The 16,810-nt window shown below is 45.2% G+C and carries 14 protein-coding genes; 10 read left to right on the forward strand and 4 right to left on the reverse strand.

Annotation, left to right across the window (positions count from 1 at the left end):
• Positions 1-90 precede the first annotated feature (90 nt).
• Entirely contained in the window at positions 91-837 is a 747-nt protein-coding gene (gene gpmA, locus AXF12_RS08010; protein ID WP_066430069.1) for a 2,3-diphosphoglycerate-dependent phosphoglycerate mutase, read from the reverse strand.
• Positions 838-910: 73 nt separating this feature from the next.
• Positions 911-3,583 (reverse strand): AsmA-like C-terminal region-containing protein, encoded by a 2,673-nt coding sequence (locus tag AXF12_RS08015; RefSeq protein WP_066430071.1) that lies wholly within the window; start codon positions 3,581-3,583, stop codon positions 911-913.
• Positions 3,584-4,155: 572 nt separating this feature from the next.
• Between AXF12_RS08015 and AXF12_RS08020 the strand changes: the two genes are divergently transcribed.
• From AXF12_RS08020 to idi, 9 genes are all read left to right on the forward strand, one after another.
• On the forward strand, positions 4,156-5,343 hold the full coding sequence (locus AXF12_RS08020; RefSeq protein WP_066430073.1) for a pyridoxal phosphate-dependent aminotransferase: 1,188 nt from the start codon (positions 4,156-4,158) through the stop codon (positions 5,341-5,343).
• Between the two features lie 123 nt (positions 5,344-5,466).
• Positions 5,467-6,384 (forward strand): YitT family protein, encoded by a 918-nt coding sequence (locus AXF12_RS08025; RefSeq protein ID WP_066430076.1) that lies wholly within the window; start codon positions 5,467-5,469, stop codon positions 6,382-6,384.
• Positions 6,385-6,441: 57 nt separating this feature from the next.
• Positions 6,442-6,849 carry a DUF4293 domain-containing protein gene (locus AXF12_RS08030; RefSeq protein WP_066430079.1) on the forward strand — a complete coding sequence of 136 codons (408 nt, stop codon included), beginning with the start codon at positions 6,442-6,444 and terminating at the stop codon, positions 6,847-6,849.
• Positions 6,850-6,992: 143 nt separating this feature from the next.
• Positions 6,993-9,044, forward strand: a complete 2,052-nt coding sequence (locus AXF12_RS08035; RefSeq protein WP_231909920.1) for a fibronectin type III domain-containing protein — start codon at positions 6,993-6,995, stop codon at positions 9,042-9,044.
• Positions 9,045-9,064: 20 nt separating this feature from the next.
• Positions 9,065-9,904 (forward strand): NADAR family protein, encoded by an 840-nt coding sequence (locus tag AXF12_RS08040; protein ID WP_066430080.1) that lies wholly within the window; start codon positions 9,065-9,067, stop codon positions 9,902-9,904.
• A 33-nt stretch (positions 9,905-9,937) separates the two neighbouring features.
• Entirely contained in the window at positions 9,938-10,294 is a 357-nt protein-coding gene (locus AXF12_RS08045) for a hypothetical protein (protein WP_066430082.1), read from the forward strand.
• Between the two features lie 115 nt (positions 10,295-10,409).
• Positions 10,410-11,351 carry a prolipoprotein diacylglyceryl transferase gene (gene lgt / locus AXF12_RS08050; protein ID WP_066430083.1) on the forward strand — a complete coding sequence of 314 codons (942 nt, stop codon included), beginning with the start codon at positions 10,410-10,412 and terminating at the stop codon, positions 11,349-11,351.
• A gap of 51 nt (positions 11,352-11,402) precedes the next feature.
• Positions 11,403-11,921, forward strand: a complete 519-nt coding sequence (locus AXF12_RS08055; RefSeq protein ID WP_066430084.1) for a DUF192 domain-containing protein — start codon at positions 11,403-11,405, stop codon at positions 11,919-11,921.
• Between the two features lie 26 nt (positions 11,922-11,947).
• On the forward strand, positions 11,948-12,460 hold the full coding sequence (idi, locus tag AXF12_RS08060) for an isopentenyl-diphosphate Delta-isomerase (RefSeq protein ID WP_066430085.1): 513 nt from the start codon (positions 11,948-11,950) through the stop codon (positions 12,458-12,460).
• 418 nt (positions 12,461-12,878) lie between these two features.
• On the opposite strand, the gene speB is transcribed toward idi, so the two are convergent.
• Together speB and AXF12_RS08075 are read right to left on the reverse strand one after the other, a co-directional pair.
• Positions 12,879-13,736: an agmatinase gene (gene speB / locus AXF12_RS08070; protein WP_066430089.1), complete on the reverse strand. Its 858-nt coding sequence runs from the start codon at positions 13,734-13,736 to the stop codon at positions 12,879-12,881.
• Between the two features lie 24 nt (positions 13,737-13,760).
• The gene (locus AXF12_RS08075; protein ID WP_066430092.1) at positions 13,761-15,416 is read right to left on the reverse strand and encodes a ribonucleoside-diphosphate reductase subunit alpha; all 1,656 of its coding nucleotides are present in this window, start codon (positions 15,414-15,416) and stop codon (positions 13,761-13,763) included.
• Positions 15,417-15,717: 301 nt separating this feature from the next.
• On the opposite strand from AXF12_RS08075, the gene AXF12_RS08080 reads away from it, so the two are divergent.
• Entirely contained in the window at positions 15,718-16,545 is an 828-nt protein-coding gene (locus tag AXF12_RS08080; protein WP_066430093.1) for an SAM hydrolase/SAM-dependent halogenase family protein, read from the forward strand.
• Positions 16,546-16,810 lie beyond the last annotated feature (265 nt).

Consider the following 16,810-nt stretch of genomic DNA (forward strand, 5'->3'; position numbering starts at 1 on the left):
AAGTGAGATAAGTAGGATAGCAGTTTAAGATATAATAAAAAAGTCCTGCCTTTTAAGGGGCAGGACTTCTATCGATATCAAAGTGATGTGTTATTTGCTTTTGCCTTGATTTGCAACGCTGTTGATGGCGGCTGCAATGGCTTCTTGATCACCCAGATAGTAGTGCTTGATGGGTTTTAATTCGGCATCGAGCTCGTAGACGAGCGGCACTCCGGTGGGGATGTTGAGCTTTAATATTGCCTCTTCACTCATACTGTCGAGATATTGCACTAAGGAACGTAGGCTGTTGCCGTGTGCTGCAATAATGACGCTTTTGCCAGCTTTGATGTCGGGAGCAATGGCTTCAAACCAAAGGGGCAAAAGGCGGTCGTAGGTGTCTTTGAGGCTTTCACCTGCGGTTTTTTCGCTCTTGCTCAGGTTGTCGTAGCGGCGGTCGTGCGATGGATGGCGCTCGTCGCTCTCTTCGATAAGCGGTGGGCGCACGTCGTAAGATCTACGCCAAAGCAGCACTTGATCTTCACCGTATTTTTCAGCGGTTTCGGATTTGTTAAGTCCTTGCAATGCGCCGTAGCTCTTTTCGTTGAGTCGCCAGCTTTTGTGTGTGGGCAGCCATAGGTCGCCCATTGTTTCTAAGGCAAAGTTAAGTGTTTTAATGGCGCGCTTGAGCACTGATGTGTATGCGACATCAAATTTAAAGCCTTCGCTCTTCAATACGCGGCCTGCCTCGCGGGCTTCTTGCTCGCCTTGGGGTGTCAGGTCTACATCTTGCCATCCTGTGAACAAATTGAGCTTATTCCACTCGCTTTGTCCGTGGCGTAAAAGTACTAATTTATACATTTTTATATTTGTTTATTTAGTTACTGTTTGTGTGCGCATATCTGCGCGTTGGTGGGGTTTGTTTTGGGGTGGTTTACTCATTTTTTTTGCCACCGAGGCCTTGGAGGAAGTTGCCGATTTGCTTTTTGGCTTCTTTTTTGGCTTCTTCTTTGGCTTTTTCTTTGATTTTGGTAGCGGTGCTGTCGCGGTTTTTGATCATTCCGCTCACTGCGCCGCTGATTTCTTTTGCGGTGCCAGAGGCTGCCCCTCCGAGGGTTTTGGTGAGGGCGTCTGCGCCTTTACCTGCCAGATTGTTCATTTGGCTGCGGGCTACTTGGGTTGCGAGGTCCTTCAGGGCTGTTTTCATATCGGTGTTTATGGTTGGCTTTTTAAATGTGCCTCCGATGGTTGCGGTAACGGGCAGGGTTTGGATTTTTTTCTGTTCGGCGGGTGTGAGTTTTGCGATCAATGTTTCGGCTTCTTTACCGAGCATCTTGGGTGGGAGGTTCAACTTGAGATCGTACTTCATCGTTTGATCGAAACCGTGTTGCCCTGCGACTTCTATGGCTATGTCGTTATATTTAATGGTGAAAGGCTTGATTTTTACTCTTCCATCTTCGAAATCAACGGCGGCTTTGAGGTCTTTTAGATTAAGGGCGGAGAGGTTTAGCCCGGCGAACTCGGAGTTTAGGGATGATAACAGTGGGGAGGCTTGGGCATTGACCTTGGAGTCGAGCAGGGCGGCGATCAGATCGCCAGAAATGCTGTTTATCTCGGGGGTAAGGTCTTGTTTTAGCTTGCCTTTGACGTTGATGGTGCTGTTTATTTTCCCTTGGATGACTTTTGCGATAGGCGCGATTTTTTCAAGCATTGTTATTTGCGAGAATGCGTCGGGGATGTTGAGTTTGTTTAGGTTTAGATCGACATCGAAGGTGGGTGTGGCTTCTTTGGTGGATACGCCTCCGCTTACGGCGATGTTGCCGCCGAAGATGTCGCTGCGTAGGTTTTCGAGGCGCACTTTTTCGTCTTTGATGACGAGCACTCCTGAGACGTTGGCGAGCTTGAGGTTGTCATAGAGTACGGTGCCAGCTTTTGCCGATAGCGAGCAATCGAGGAATTTGGGAACTTTGATGGACTCTGTTGCTGGGGTTTTTGGGCTGGTTTTGGTGTCAGATTTTGGCTTTTCTGCTTTTTTTTCAGCGGGTTTATCGCCAGAGTCGGGCTGCATAAAGTCGTTTACGACTATTTTATTGGAGTTGAGCTCGAATTTGCCTTTTAATGTTTCTTTCTTGAAGGCGAATCCGTAGAGGTTGTCGATGGTGCCTTTGAGTTTTAGGTCGGTGTCGCCGGTTCTTGCGGTAAATTGCGAGAGGGCGATGTGCGATGGGTTAAAGGTGAGCTGCATAAGGTCGATATGGAAGGGTTTTACAAATTCCTCGCCTGCGTAAACGAATTGTGATAGGGAGAAATTGCCATTTGCCTTAATATTTTGGTATTGTTTGTGCTCGACTGATTGCATATCGAGCTGGGTGGCGATGTCCATACGGAGGATACCGGCGAGCTTCTTATCGATGGAGATGGGGTATGCTTGCTTGAGGGAAGCTAGGTTAATGGTGCCTTTGAGTGCTAGGTCAATGAAGGGGTTTTTGATGAGATTGCTGGCGGCGGCGCGAGCCTCGAAGTGGTCGCGGTCGATGGTCATTGTGAATTTGTTGAGGTTCACCTTGGTGTCGTTAGTGATGCCGGTGCTATTGGTGGCTTTCAGGTCGATGGTGATATCGCGCACGGCCTTTGGCAGGCTTGGGTATTGAAATGAGGCGTTGTCGGCGTACATTTCCAGCGCGAAGGTGGGTATCTTTTCATCGGTCATATCTCCTTTTACAAATCCTTTGAGAGTGAGCTGCCCGGTGGTTTTCACATCGGCGATCTCCTTGCTGTACTGCTCGGGGATGAGGGCGAGGAAGTTTTGGAAGCTGTTGGTAGGTGTGCTGAAGGTCAGGTCGTAATGTTGCCCTTTTTCGAGCAGTTGTAGGTATCCGTCGAAGACTAAATCGAGTCGATTGACGGTGGCTTTGTTTTTCTTAAAGGTGTATTTCTGTTGATTCAGGTCGATGCCAAGGATTGCTTCGAGCGTTACGGGCACTGCCTTCATAAAGGTTGATTTTGCCATAGCTAAGGTGATGTTTGCCTTGGTGTGGGTGTTGAGATCGAGCACTTGGTCGGCGAAGTTGCCCTTGCCGCTGTGGTTGATGTCGTCCACGCGCAAGAGGAGGTCGCCATCGTCCATTTTAAAGGTGAAGTCGAGGTTCTCGATGTTGTATTGCTCGATTTTCATCTTAAATGGGGTTGTTTCTTCTTCTTCGGATGGGATGGCGATGTCGTAGTTTCCTTGACCTTCTTTGTTGAGGTGTATGTTGGCTACGGCGTTTTTCAGGGTAAATCCGAGGATGTTATACTTGCCTGCGAAGAGGTCGGAAAGGCTTACCTTGGCGGTAATGGTTTCTGCCTTAAAGAGGGTATCGCCTACGAAGGGTTCTTTGTTGGCAATCACAAAGTTATCAAGCCGAAGTTGCACTTTTGGGAAGTTACGGAATAGACTGATGTGGACGTCTTGAAGGCTTGCTGTTGCTTTGATGTTTTTGTTAACGGCTTCCATCACTTTGTCCTTAATGGTGCCTTTGAAGAGGAACGGAATGGCGATCATTGCCAGAATGAGCACTACTAAGGTGATACCGCTCCATTTGAGGATTTTTTTTGTGATTTTCATAAGTTATCAGTGTTATTAGATTTGAGAGTGCAAAGGTACGAATATTTTTTGTAACGGGCAGCAATAAGTGTTGTAAAAATGTTAAATAAGTTTTTAATGTACTGTAAATAAGGGATATGAGTGTTTGGAAATCAGTACTTATTTCGGATGGAGTCAAGGTAAGTGAGGAGAGCTACCCAAAGTACAACGAATAAAACCCTCATACAGTTCGTCTTGGGGTCGTTTTTTATTCGTTCTGACTTCGTTCTGACTTCGAGATGTGTTCGAAGTGTGTTCTATGTGTCTCCCATCTTTGTTCACAAAGAGAGCGAGATCGCTGGGCGATCACTGTGGGGATCCTTGGCGATCGCTGTAGAGATCCTTGGAGATGGGTTCGGAGGGTGTTGGGCGATCGCGGGAAGAGTCTGTGGAGATAGTTCGTAAAGGGTGTGCAGTGAGCGGGTACTGAGCGAGTAATGCATTGTGAACAAGAGGGGAACGGGTGCGATAAAATATTTTTTAGCTGGTTTTGATAGTTCGTACTATTTTTATTTGTACCTTTGTGCCCTCAAAGGATTTTAATTATATCACAAATGGAAAACTATTTATCTGACCGCATTAAGCGTATGGGCACTTCGGCAACCTTAGCAATGGCTGCCAAGACGCGTGAACTCAAAGCCCAAGGAAAGGATATCATCGGGCTGAGCTTGGGAGAGCCTGACTTCGACATTCCTGAATTTATCAAGCAGGCGGCTATTGAGGCTGTTGAACAGAATTACAGTAAATACACGCCTGTGGACGGTTATATGGAGCTCAAGGAGGCGATCTGTGAGAAGTTTGCTCGGGATAATGGGCTGATATACCAACCTTCGCAAATCGTGGTATCGACGGGGGCTAAGCAGTGCTTGGCGAACGTGGCGCTGTCGATGATCAACCAAGGCGACGAGGTGATTTTTCCTGCACCGTATTGGGTGAGCTACAGAGATATTTGTTCGCTGGCTGGTGGGACGCCCGTAGAGGTTGAGACGCTGCTTTCTAACAACTTTAAGATGACGCCCGAGCAGTTGGAACGGGCTATCACACCTCGCACTAAGATGCTGTGGATCAACTCGCCTTGTAATCCTAGTGGGGCTGTTTACAGCAAGGAGGAACTGGAAGGACTGGCAGCAGTATTGAGGAAGCATCCGAATATTTTTGTGCTTTCGGACGAGATTTATGAGTATATCAACTTTACGGGAGGGTACACGAGTATTGCTTCTATTGAGGGGATGTACGAGCGCACTATCACGGTGAATGGTGTCTCGAAGGCTTTTGCTATGACAGGTTGGCGCATCGGGTATATGGGTGCCCCTGCGTGGCTTGCCAAGGCGTGCACTAAGATGCAAGGGCAGATCACCAGTGGTGCAAATGCGATCGCTCAACGGGCTACTATCGCAGCGCTGAAGGCGCCTAAGGATGAGATACAGTATATGATTGACGCTTTTCGCTCACGCAGGGAGTTGGTAATGAAGCTCCTCGGTGAGATTGAAGGCTTTAAGCTAAGTATGCCTGAGGGGGCGTTCTACGTTTTCCCTGATATTTCTCATTATTTTGGGAAGCAGCTGCGCGGAAGACAGATCAATAATGCTTCGGACTTTTCGCTGTACTTATTGGAAGAAGCGGGAGTAGCTACGGTAACGGGTGAGGCTTTTGGTGATAAGAAGTGTATACGGCTATCGTATGCGGCATCAGAAGAGGCACTCACTGAGGCTATTAGAAGAATAAAAGCGAGCCTATCCTAAGATTGTTAAGTCAGTATTTTTATCGTTATCAAATTATTTTTTCAGAAATTTTAGGGCTTTTATTTTATGAATTAAATAAAAGTAGTAATTTTGCGCCCTGAAAGAGAATCAACAATAGGAATTATGGCTATAAGTGATAGCAAGACCATTAAGTACTTAAAGTCCTTTTACATAAAGGATTACCTCACTATATTCATAGGGCTAACGGTTTATGCCTTTGGGCTTACGGGGTTTATTATCCCCAACAAGATTGTAACAGGGGGCTTGGCGGGTATTACGCTGATACTAAATTATAAGTTTGGCATAGACCTTCCTACGGCTTATTTTGTAATCAATGCGGCACTGATTGTGGTGGCGTTTAAGGTGATGAGCAAGGAGTTCGTCATACGAACGTTGATTTCTATCACCGCCCTGTCGTTTATGATTAAGTATGGACAGACGTACTTGCAACCTTATTTTCAGGCGCACCCAGTGCTCAGCGACGACTTCCTGACGGTGATTGTCGGTGGGCTGCTCTGCGGTACTGGCTTGGGCTTGGTATACTCGTCCAACGGTAGCACAGGAGGTACAGATATCATTGGATTCTTAGTGGCGAAGTATTACCGCATCAGTATTTCGCGCATACTGCTGATCGTAGATGTACTGATTGTGATTTCGGGTTACTTTATCTTAGATGCTCCTGAGGGTCAGGAAGCTATGAAGCTCGAAAAGACTATCTACGGGCTTATCCTCTTGCCGCTGATGTGGCAGATGGTAGAAATCGTTATCAACGGTGCCCGACAATCTATTCAGTTGTTTATTTTCTCAAAGCATTACGATGAGATTGCCACACACATCAATACGGAGTTGAAACGCGGTTGTACGGTGGTAGATGGGATCGGATGGTACACCCAATCCTCACAGAAGATACTGATTGTTATTGCTCGTAGAACGGAAGCTACATCTATCTTCCGCTTGGTGCGCACCATCGACCCACAGGCGTTTGTGACTAAAACTAACGTGATGGGTGTGTATGGCAATGGCTTTGATAATCTAAGGTAGAGATTAATGTTCAATGAACTTTCTTACTTCTAATTTCTCATTTCTAATTTTCTAAAGATGATACAGAGAATACAGACAATATTTATGCTGATAGTGGTGCTTATCGGGGCTGTGTTGCCGCTTATAATACCTATATTCACAGTAAATGGTCAAGGGGGCTATGTCTATGATAGCAACATAGCGATAGGGATCTTATTTACTGTATCAGCAGTGATGGCGCTTTATGCGATTTTTAGTTATAAGGCAAGACCAAGGCAGGTTTTGCTCAACAATCTGAACACAATAGTAAATTTTATTTTATTAGGGTTACTCATTCGAATGCTAAGTTCATCTGGAGAAGGCGTGCCTTCTGTGAAGGGTGTTGGGGTAGCGTTGCCCGTGCTTTCTATCGTTTTTTTGTTTTTGGCTAACCAAGCCATCAAGCGGGACGAACGCCTTGTAAAATCAGCAGATCGATTGCGATAAGCCTATTAATCTTAGTAGTGTTATGCGTTAAGGAAAATCCTAAGTCGTAAAGGCTTGGGATTTTTTGTTGTCTTGTTTTTTCTGAAAAGGTTTTTATCGTAGTAATATTTTTTGTACATTTGCCGCCTAAACCTGCTTTTATTATGAAACACTTATATCTGATCTGTTTATCACTGTGCTTTCAGTTGAGTTTTTCGCAAGTGGAAGCTCCTAAAATTCGTGTTGTTAGAGAGATTCATCCCAATGAAATACGTCTTCGGTGGGCTATTGATGAGCCTGTTGCTTGGCAGAAGAGCAATGCTATTGGGTTTCGCTTGGAGCGCTTCTTAGTAGGGCGCAATGGGGAAGTGCTACCGCCGAGTGAACCTGTGCTATTAGGTGAGTTCCACGTGCCTGTATTAGAAAAGTGGGAACCTTTGGCAACAAAGAACGACAATGCTGCCATCGTAGCCCAAGCGCTTTATGGTGAGAGCTTTGAGGTAGAGGTAACTAACAAGAATAATCCCATTGAAGGAATTGCTAATAAGGCAAGCGAGATTGACCAGCGCTTTTCGTTTGCGTTAATGGCTGCTGACCTTGACTTTGAAGTGGCGCAGTTTGCTGGTTGGGGATTTATTGACAGGCAAGTGCAGAAAGGCGAGAAGTATCTCTATAAAGTGACCTTGCTACAAAACGAGAAGGTAAAAGTAGAAGAAGGCTTCGTAAGTGCTGATATGGCTGGCTATGAGCCTTTGCCTGTACCGATAGGCTTTTCTGGATTTTTCCAAGATAGGAAAGCTACCTTGTCGTGGGATTACAGCACCTTGCAGCACCTCTATAATTATTACTTCATAGAAAGATCGGAGAAAGGAGACGACTTCAAGCCTCTGAGTGATACGCCTATCGGGCAGATGCACCAAGAGGGAGGCTCGAAGACAATGCTGTATATTGACTCCATCCCTCAAAATAACAAAGAGTACGCATATCGCTTGCGGGGTAAGACGATCTTTGGAACGTTTAGCCCGTATTCGAAGGTGATTAAAGGAAAAGGCATCACGGGAGTGTCTGAGACTGCCCAGCTGACTAAGAGTATCCCCTTAGGGAAGGATAAGTTTAAACTTCTTTGGCAATTTCCTAAGGATAAAGAAAAAGATATCAAGCACTTTGCGCTGTTACACTCCACCGACGACCGTAGTTATAAGGTTGTGCAAAGCCCTATTTCGAGCCATCTGAGGGAAATAACAGTGACCCCTCCCCTACCCTCAAACTATTACAAGATAAGGACTGTGGGCAAGGACGGTAGCGAACAGGACTCCTTCTCGGTATTAGTGCAACCCGATGATGAAACACCTCCTGCGGTGGTGCAAGAAGTTAGCGGAGCGATTGATAGCCTTGGTGTGGTCACTATCCGTTGGAAAGCTAATACTGAGCGTGACTTAGAGGGTTATCACGTATTTCGTGGTAATCGCAAAGGCGAGGAGATGATGCGCATAACGCCGTCGAGCATTCAGCAGACGCAGATAATCGACAGTGTCAGCCTCAAACAGCTTAACGATAAGGTCTATTACTACGTTACAGCGATTGATGTCAGGAAGAACCAGTCAGCTCCTTCAAAGATTCTTGAGATAGTAAAGCCCGACAAGATAGCACCTACGGCTCCTATTATCACTGATTATAAGGAGACGAAGAATGGCAGCTGGGAAATCACTTGGCAGAAGAGTTTTAGCACAGATGTCATCAAGTATCACCTCTTCCGCAAGCAAGAAAACAATGATGAATGGCAGTGGATTTACGGAGTGCCTGCCAACAAGAAAGAGACGTATACTTATGTTGAGAAACGTTCCCTCAGTGGCGATTACCGATATGCCGTCCGTGCTGAGGATACCAGTCATCTGCTATCGGATTACTCGCCCGAGATACGTATAAGTTACGGTGCTAAGATGGATAAGCGCGTTCTCAGAGGGCTAAACAGCAAGCAGCGCCAAGGGAAGGTGCTATTGAGCTGGCTTGAACTGAAAGTGCCCGCTCAACAAATTATCATCTACAAAGCCCTAAAAGGCGACAAGCCTACACTCTGGCGTAACTTAAATGGGAATATCACACAGATCGAAGATAGTGACGTTTCGCCCGACAATACCTATATTTATTGGGTAAAGCCTATTTTAGAAAATAATCAGCCCGTTCCTACCGAGAAAATTGAGGTGATAGTGAAGTAGCTATAACATATTATTTACGTATGACTAAAGATTTTTTACAAAAAGCAATGCGCCCGCAATGGATGGTGTATCCTTCTTACGGGGAGTTCTCTATGGGCTGGCGTATGGGCGGTGGTGAAGACTATCGCTACAAGTTTTGGGATTGGTACGAAAAGCTAACTAAGGAAGAGCAGCAAGCCTATCAAGAGGCGTATCCTTACCCTATCTTTTGGCATTATAACAATTGGAATGACGAGCAGGAGAATGAAGAGGCGGATGAGCAAGATGAAGAACGCTATTATGGGGAAGGTGGCGTGAGCTTTTGGCAGCCTTATGGGGCTTATAAATACAGCCGAGAGGAGTTGCAGCACTCAGATGGGAAGCACGAGTTTATTTTCTTCTGGCAGCCTGATGACAAGGGTGTGGGTAGTGCTTGCTTATCGCAATGGCAACCTTCACATTTCTATGTAAATGCAGGTGAATACACTTGTGCTGAGCAGTATATGATGGCGCAAAAGGCAGCCCTTTTTGAAGATGAGGAAGTAGAAAAGGAGATACTTGCCACCACTGACCCTAAAACGATGAAGGCTTTGGGGCGAAAGGTACGAAACTTCGATGAAAGAGTATGGAACAAGGTAAAATACAGCATCGTGCTGGCGGGTAATTACTATAAGTTTGTGCAGAATGAGGCGATGCGCGACTATTTGCTCTCTACAGGTGATAAGGTGCTGGTAGAGGCGAGTCCGTACGACAAAGTGTGGGGTATTGGTCTCTCGGCAAAGGATGAAAATGCAAGTAATCCCAAGCAGTGGCGCGGTGAGAACCTGCTCGGTTTTGCGCTAATGGAAGTGCGCGATGAACTCAGACGTCTCGGATACTAACACTAATGCATAATTGATAATGCATAACGTATAATGAAAAATATTGAATTAGTAACGCTAAAAAGGCTCAAAGACACTACACTTTATGAGGCTGTGGAGGAAGGTATTTATCGGGAATTGAACGATAAGGGGCTGACCCCTTACCGAATGATCATAAGCTATGTGATAGAGACGGGCGATGCCGATGATGAGCATCCGCTAAAGGATATGATGGATGAATATGGTATATATGGCGTGCAGTATATTTGCAAATCGGGAGCGAATGCGCTGGTAGAGCTCGGTGGTTCGCTGGAGGCACTTCGTAGGACTAAGTATGTATTAGGTAAGCGTATCCGCAGTGAGGCGCATCAGGAAGATGGCAATACGCGTATGCGCTTAGTGATTGAGTAAACAACGCTAATCTGGTAAGTATCAGGAGAAAACTTTCATTAATGTAAATAAAATGCGGTAAAGCGTTGGTCAGTTTTTCAAAAAGATGTAATTTTACCGCCTCAAATCAATAAAGATGATAACTTTAAATTTTATATGGAACTCAAATGAGATCTTTTTTTCCCTGCTGGGTATCAACATCCGCTATTACAGCTTGATGTTTGTAGTGGCTTTCAGCTTAGGGTGGTATCTCACCAAAAAGATTTACCTCAATGAGGGTAAAACTGTCGAGCAGCTCGACTCGCTCTTTATCTACACCGCCATCGCAACGCTTGTAGGTGCGCGCTTGGGCGATTGCCTCTTCTACAATTGGGATTACTTCCAGCACCACTTGCTCGAAATATTCCTGCCTATCAAGGAAAAACCTGGCGGCGGCTGGGAGCTTACGGGCTTCTCAGGACTGGCGAGCCACGGGGCGGCGATAGGCATCATCTTGGCGATGTTCCTCTACATCCGTAAGTACAAGGATATGAAGCTCTCGTGGGTGCTCGACCGCATTGTGATCCCGATTACCATCGGTGGAATGTTTGTGCGCTTTGGCAACTTCTTCAACTCGGAGATCGTCGGCAAAGTGGTGAGCAACACCTTCCCATTGGGGGTAAAATTCGTGCAAGGCGAGGACTTGAGTACTTATAAGGCGATGAGCATCACTGGGGCAAACACAGCTAAGGAGGCTTACTACCAGATAGTGCACAATCCGCAGTATGCCGACATCTTGGCAGCGATCCCTTACCGCCATCCTGCGCAACTCTACGAGGCAGCAGGCTATTTCGTGCTCTTCTGGGTGCTGTGGTACGTGTATTGGAAGACCGACAAGCGCAATAAGCCGTATTACATCTTCGGACTCTTCTTAGTGCTCCTCTGGACGATCCGCTTCTTGGTGGAATTCGTAAAAGAGAGCCAAGGCGGCTTTGAAGATAAGCTCGGATTGCTCTCTACTGGGCAGTGGCTGAGCATTCCGTTTATCATCGCAGGGGTTTATTTGCTCTTTAGGAAGACAGCCATCAGTGATCAGTAGTCAGCGATCAGCAATCAGGAATTAAGAATCAGAAAAATAATAATAATAAATATGAATTTTTTTAGAAAATATTTCGTGCCCATAGCACTGGGATTGGTAGTTTTGGCTTTTGGGGTGATTTTAATTGAGAAATTCTTCCCCAGAGAAAATGCAAAGACCGAGACTTTTGAGGAAATCACTATCGACGACATCGACTTTACAAAGCAAGGAGAGGTATCGCTCTTCAAAGGCGATAGTCTGGTAAAGAAACTCGATGTGGAGCTTGCCAAAAGTGAGGAAGAGCGCAACTTGGGGCTGATGTACCGCAAGCAAATGGCGGAAGACCAAGGGATGTGGTTCATATTCAGCGATGAAGCACCACGCTCATTCTATATGAAGAACACCGAGATCTCGCTCGATATCATCTATTTCGATAAAGACAAAAAGGTGGTGAGCATCGCAAAGAACGCAAAGCCTTACGACGAGACCTCGCTGCCCTCAATCAAGCCTGCAATGTACGTGCTCGAGGTAAATGGTGGTATGGCGGACAAGTGGGGCATCACTGAGGGCTGCACTGCCAAGGTTGAGTAGCGACTTTCCTGTTACAATAAATCATTATGGAAGAAAACGTATTATTGGTAGATGAGCAAGATCAAGTCATCGGACTGATGCCCAAGATGGAAGCACACGAAAAGGGAGTGCTACATAGGGCGTTCTCAGTGTTTATCTACAATGCGCGGGGCGAACTCTTATTGCAACAACGCGCAGCCCATAAATACCACTCGCCGCGCCTATGGACGAACACCTGTTGCAGTCATCAGCGGGAAGGCGAAACAAATGTAGCAGCAGGGCAGCGACGGCTACAAGAGGAGATGGGATTTAGCGTTCCGTTGGAGGATGTGCTCTCGTTTATCTATAAGACGCCCTTTGACAACGGGCTTACGGAACACGAGCTCGATCATATTTTAGTAGGGCATTATGACGGTGAACCAACCATCAATCCCGAGGAAGTAATGGCGTATCGTTGGCAAGCACCAGCGCAAGTAAAAACCGATATGGAGCGCCATCCCGACCAATACACCGAGTGGTTTAAGATTATCTTCAATCGATTTTATCGAGAAATTAGTTAAAAGTGTTACATCTCCAAATTAAAAGGAGCTTCATTTTATGAAAATGGAGCTCTTTTTTATTAAAATGACGCTTCATTTCATCAAAATGATGAAACGTTTAGCAAAAAAGATACTCCGTTTAATCAAAATGATGAAACGTTTAACAAAAAAGGTGCTCCGTTTAATGAAAGACATCAAACGTTTAGCTTATTTACCTAAACGTTCAGTCATTTTATCTAAACGTTTGATGATTTTATCTAAACGGAGCATTAAATTGACTGAACGGTTCTTTCTTTTAACTAAACGGAGCATCAAATGAATTAAACGGTTCGTTATTTTGACCCATAAAGACATAAAAAGAACCCATCAGAGCATTATTTTCATCCGTGATAAAATAAAAATAATGCTCTGATGGGTTCTTTTTATCAAGTAAAGCGCGCTATCGCTTATACTTAAAGTGATAAGCCAGCATTTTATAATACAATTTTGCCGCTAAGAAGGCGGTGGGCTTCGCCTGTGGGCTATCCATTAGCTCGACAATATCAAAAGCAACCACGTTACATTTCTTAAAGACCTTGCGCAGCAGTTTTAGCGTCGGGTACCACTGCAATCCACCTGGCTCAGGAGTGCCCGTTGAAGGCGCTATGGCAGGATCGAAGGCGTCAAGGTCAATTGTAATATACACATTGCCAGAGAGCTTATCGAGCACCTTATTAATCCACTTCGGATCTTTAGCGATCTTATGCGCAAAGAAAACGCGACCCTTCGGGAGGTATTGTTTTTCCTCAATATCCATCGAGCGAATACCCACTTGCACCAATCGATGCTTCTGGTTAGCTTCAAACACCGCACACGCGTGATTTGAAGTGGAGCCGTGGTACTCGGGGCGCAAATCCGTATGCGCATCGAGCTGCAAAACCGTAAGTTTCTCGTACTTCTCGCCCACTGCCCTGATGGAACCTATTGATACAGAATGCTCTCCCCCGAAAAGCGTAAAGAGTTTATCCTCGTGCTTGAGCAGTTCTTTCGTTTTTTGATACACCGCTTCAGTCATCGCCTCAGGCGTGCTATTTTCTGAAACCTCACCAGCCATATACACCCCGTTCAGGTAGGGCTCCGTATCGGTTTCTATGTCGTAGAGCTCCATATTTTCGGAAGCATCCAAAAACAGCTCAGGTCCTTTGTCAGCACCTTTGCCCCAAGTAGAAGTTCCGTCGTAAGGAACGGTCACTAACATTACTTTCGAATTCTTTAAGGTAGCATTCTCCTCAGGAATGCCTGCATACGTTCTTTTCATCTGATTTATATTTATAAGAGCGTGTTATGCTTCGCAACTGCTACAATTCACGAAGTTCATCATCATTTCCTTAGCCACCGATTGGCTTCGTTGGTAATAAAGCGTCTTTACACCCAATTTCCAGGCTTCAATCATCACTTTATTGACATCTTTGATAGGCATCGCCGAAGGTATATTCAAATTAAGGCTCTGCGCTTGGTCAATATACGCTTGTCGCTGCGCTGCTTGCGAAACGATCTCCATAGGCGAGATTTCCTTAAAGGTTTTAAAGACATTCTTCTCGTGAGGGGTAAGTTCCTGCAAATGTTGCACCGATCCGTTGTTAAGACGGATGCTGCGCCATACATCTTCGTTATTCAGTCCGCGTTCTTCAAGTAATTGCGCCAAATACTTATTCTTACGCATAAAATTCCCTTTCGATAGCCCCACCTTGTAATAATTGCTCGAATAAGGCTCAATCCCTGGAGAGACTTGCCCCAAGATAGCAGAACTTGAGGTAGTAGGTGCAATCGCCATCGTGGTTGCATTGCGTCTGCCGTATCCTTTCAACAGATCAGGCTCACCGTAGATATGTGCAAGCTCTTTAGTAGCTTTTTCAGCCTCCTCGCGTATATGTTTAAAGGCACGCGCATTGAACTGCGTAGCTTCAAAGCTCTCAAACGGAATCATATTGCGTTGCAAGTAAGAATGATAACCCAAAACGCCTAACCCCACCGCACGATGCGCTATGGCGAAGTTGCGTGCCGATTGCAAGTAGTAATTGCCCTTAGTTTTCTCGATAAACTCCGAGAGCACCGCATCTAAGAAGAAGATTGCCAGCTTCACCGCCTTAGTATCCTTCCATTCATCGAAAAGCTCGAGGTTCATTGACGAGAGGCAGCAGATAAACGACTCCTCCTCGCTCGATGGCAGCATAATCTCGCTACAAAGGTTGCTCGAGCGGATAATCATATCCTTATCCTTGTACACCTGCGGGCGGTTGCGGTTCACATTATCCGTAAAGAAGATATAAGGGAGCCCCTTCTGCTGACGCGACTCAAGAACGCGTGCCCAAAGGCGCCGCTTCTCCATATCCCCCTCAATCATCTCCTGCATCCAATAATCAGGTACGCAGAGCCCGAAAAACAGGTTCTGAATGGGGAATTCTACATCTTTTATCTGTAAAAATTCCTCAGCGTCGGGGTGATCGATGTCCAAATAAGCTGCAAACGCGCCGCGCCGCACACCGCCCTGAGATACGACATCCATCGCCGAATCGAAGAGCTTCATAAAGCTAACAGCTCCGCTTGACTTGCCATTGTCCGTTACAGCCGAGCCACGACTGCGTAATTCGCCAAAATAGCCCGAAGTGCCGCCGCCTATCTTCGTTTGCATAATAACTTCGCCCAATTTATGGGTAATCCCCTCAATACTATCGGGAACGTGCACATTAAAACACGAAATAGGCAGTCCTCGTTCGGTACCCATATTAGCCCATATCGGAGAAGAGAAACTAATCCATCCCTTAGTGATCATCTCCTTGAATGCAGGTTGCAATTCGGGTTTAAACAATCTTTTTGCGGCAGCGTGCGTGATGCGGTCGATAGCACCCTCTACGCTCTCACCTTTAAGCAAATATCCTCGGTTGAGGATCTGTTCTGACTCTTCATTGAGCCACCAAATATCTAATTCTTCGTTCATAACTTTTTATTTTTCGGAGCGCAAAGTAACGACTTTTTATTGGATTATTATCCACCTACCCGCAGAAGTTATCAACATAGTTATTAACAATTCTCGTAATCTTTGTGAGTTTCACGGCTTTACCTATTGACAAATATAGAAAAAAGTTCTTTTTTATTTTATAACAAGCTATTAACGCCCCAAAAACAACCTTCCTAAGACGTTATTTTAGTCCCTTATAAACAAAGTTATTAACAATTTGAAAAAAATACTTGGGCAATTCAGCCGAATGTTATACTTTTGCACTTTATTCCTTACACAAATGAGAATCGTTACATTAACCACAGATTTCGGGCAGCGCGATTACTCCGTCGCCGCTGTAAAAGGCAAACTTTACAGTGCTCTGCCCGAAGTGAATATCGTCGATATATCGCATTTGGTAGCCCCGTTCGATATATTGCAAGCCTCATTTATCCTTAAAAATGCCTATCACCACTTCCCGAAAGGCAGTATCCACATCATTGGTGTAGATGCCGAGCGTACCCCCGAAAAAAAACACCTCCTAATGCTGCTCGATGGTCATTACTTCATTGGGGCTGATAACGGTATATTCCATCTATTGGCTGAAAATAAACCTAAGGTTGAGCTCTATGAAATAGGAGCTGATGAGCCTGCCACACTCTTCCCTACTCTTTACTTCTTCCCAAAAGTCGCAGAGAAGCTCTACAATAATGTACCTTTAAATAAAATAGGTAAGAAGACTGACAAACTCGTAGAGGTAAAATACTTCAAACCTGAGATTTCTGCCGATAACACCTTTATATATGGCACCATCATCTACATTGATCACTACGGAAATGCGGTGAGCAACATCACACGAACGCTTTTCGAGGAAATAGGCAAGGGTCGCCGCTTTGAGATTATCTTCAATATGTACGCCTTTGACAAGATATACAACAAGTACAGCGATATCATCGACTTTACGACTGAAAAGAACCTGCGCCACCCCGATGGGAAGCGTATGTTGCTCTTCAACGACCTCGATTACCTACAATTGAGTATCTACAAAAGCGACCTCGAAACTGTGGGCGGCGCCTCTACCCTACTCGGAGTAAAGAATTTCGACCAAGTAAGTGTGCATTTCTTCTAAATAAAAAATCTACACGAGTTTAATACGGATACAATACGAAGCTCCATCGAAGGAGGAACGACCTTCTTTTAGAGAAGAAGAATAAATCACATATTAAAAAAGTGAAAAAAAAGTAATAAAAAATATTGTTATTTAAAAAAAAAATTATACTTTTGCGCCCGAATTCAATTCTTCAACAAGAGACACTTCCAATAAAACATATTAGAAAAACACTCACAGCGCTGAAAATATCGGTGCTGACGACTGGTAGAACGACGATTTTTTA

Origin of the sequence: Capnocytophaga haemolytica, assembly GCF_001553545.1 — a bacterium.
Taxonomy (GTDB): Bacteria; Bacteroidota; Bacteroidia; order Flavobacteriales; family Flavobacteriaceae; genus Capnocytophaga; species Capnocytophaga haemolytica.